The sequence below is a fragment of the Nocardia sp. NPDC004568 genome (assembly GCF_040609955.1).
Classification (GTDB): domain Bacteria; phylum Actinomycetota; class Actinomycetes; order Mycobacteriales; family Mycobacteriaceae; genus Nocardia.
Genome location: NZ_JBEXLL010000175.1, coordinates 1 through 2,617 on the forward strand (window position 1 = coordinate 1; position 2,617 = coordinate 2,617).

Annotated in this window: 1 protein-coding gene; it reads right to left on the minus strand. The window is 66.5% G+C overall.

The annotated features are described in order from the left end of the window. Window positions 1–2,617, minus strand: a 2,617-nt coding sequence (locus ABZV91_RS32375; protein WP_355249519.1) for an amino acid adenylation domain-containing protein, incomplete at both ends; no start/stop codon positions are given.

The following is a 2,617-nucleotide window of genomic DNA, read 5'->3' on the forward strand; positions in this document are numbered from 1 at the left end:
GACCAGCCGATCCCCGGTCCGCGGATCCGACTTCGCCACCACCGCGGTCTGCGCGACCTCCGGCAACGCCAGCAACGCCGCCTCGATCTCCCCCAGCTCGATCCGGAAACCACGAATCTTCACCTGGAAATCGGAGCGACCCACATAATCCAGTTCACCGGCCGGTGTCCAGCGAACCACATCGCCGGTCCGATACATCCGGGCACCGGGCACGAACGGATCGGCCACGAACCGGTCCGCGGACAGATCCGGCCGACCGAAATACCCGACCGCCAACTGCGCACCCGCCAGATACAACTCACCCGCCACACCGTCGGGCACCGGACGCAACCGCGAATCCAACACATACACACGGCTGTTCCACTGCGGCACACCGATCGGCACCGACGCCACATCGGCATCGGTGACGGTATGCGTGGTGACCGACACCGCGGCCTCGGTCGGACCGTAGAGGTTGAACAACCCGGTACCCGGGTGGGCAGTGAGCATCCGCTGCGCGGTCGCCGCGGGCAGGGCCTCACCGATAGCGAGCACCCGTCGCAGCGAACCGGGCGTACCTTCGTCCGCGGTGAGCAGCGCCTCCAACATCGACGGCACCACCGTCAGTGTCGTCACGCCCTCGCCACGCATCAAGCTGTTCAGGTAGGCCGGGTCCTGATGACCGTCCGGCGACGCGATGACCATCCGGCCGCCGGACACCGCCGCCAGCCAGAACTCCCACACCGACAGGTCGAATGTCGCGGCTGTCTTCAGCAGGATCGCGTCCGAGGCATCCAGCCCGAACTCGGCCGTGATGTACCGCAACTGGTTCACGATCGCCGCATGCGGCACCGCCACACCCTTCGGACGACCCGTCGAACCCGACGTGAAGATCACATACGCCGTATTCGACGCCCGCAACGGCGCGACCCGCTCCCCGTCGGACATCGGGGAAGCGGCGAAGCCCGAGAGATCCAACTCGTCGAGCACTACGACCGGCGTATCCGCGACACCGTCACCCGCGCCGAATCCGGTCGCGGTGTTCGTCAGCACGCAGACCGGTGCCGCGGTGTCCAGGATGTAACCGGTCCGCTCGGCCGGCTGATCCGGATCCACCGGCACATACACACCACCGGCGGTGGCGACCGCGTACATCGCGACCACCAGATCCACCGACCGCCGCAACCCCAGCACGACCCGGTCCTGCGGACCCACACCCTGCGCGACCAGGTACCGGGCCAACCGATTGACCCGGGCACCCAGCTCGGCATATGTGGTCTGTGCACCGTCGGCGGCCACCAGCGCCACCGCTTCCGGAGCCGCCGCGACCGTCGCGTCCAGCAACGACACCAGAGTCGCCGCCGAATCGAGCTCCCGCGTGGTCGAATTACGCTCCGCCAGCACTGCTCGTTCGGCCGGGGCCAAGATCTCCAGTTCGCCGACCACCGTTTCCGGCGCCGCCACGATCTCACCCAGCAGCCGCAGGAACCGCTCCACGAATTCCTGCGCGGTGGACCGATCGAACAGATCGGTGGCATAGGTCAACTGACCCCGCACACCCCGCGGCGCCCCCGCACCGTCGTACTCGTCGGCAACGATCAGATGCAGATCGAACTGGGAAACACCGGTATCGATATCCAGACCCGACACCGTCAGACCCGGCAACTCCAAACTCGACTGCGCCAGGTTCTGGAAGGAGAGGCCCACCTGGAACAGCGGATTCCGCGCGGTCGACCGCGCCGGATTCAGCACCTCCACCAAACGCTCGAACGGCACATCCGCATGCGCGAACGCCGCGATATCCACCTCGCGCTGCCGCGCCAGCAGATCCGTGAACGACTCACCACGATCCAGCCGCGTCCGGAACACCAACGTGTTCACGAACATACCGATCAGATCATCCAGCGCCTGCTCACCACGACCCGCCACCGGCGTACCGATAGTGATGTCATCGACACCCGACAGGCGCGACAACAGCACCGCCAACGCCGAATGCACGACCATGAACAAGGTCGCGTTCTGCTGCTGCGCGACCCGCTGCAAACCCGCATGGATCTCGGCATCGATCGCGACCTCGACCCGGCCACCGGCGAACGACTGCACCGCAGGACGCGGCCGATCCGACGGCAGATCCAACTGATCCGGAATACCCGCCAGCGTCGACTGCCAATACCCGACCTGTTGCGCCGCCAGGGATTTCGGATCTGCTTCGTCACCGAGTAGCTCACGCTGCCAGATGCTGTAATCCGCGTACTGCACCGGCAGGGGCACCCACCCCGGAGCATTCCCGGCCGTACGCGCCGCATACGCGGTCATCAGATCGCGGATCAGCGGACCCACCGACGAGCCGTCGCCGGAAATATGGTGAACCACCATCGCCAGCACGAACTCACCGGAAACGAACTCACCGGCCGCCACCGACTCGGTGTCGGCCGACTCGCCCACCTCGAACAAGGCCAACCGCAACGGCACCTCGGCCGTCACATCGAACCCCGCCGACGCCAACTCCGACACCGCCGACACCACATCCGCAGCAGACACCGCACGAACCCGGAACTCCGGCACCGCCTCCCCCACCGGAAGCACCACCTGCACCGGACCCGAATCGGTCTCCGGATACACCGTCCGCAAAACCTCG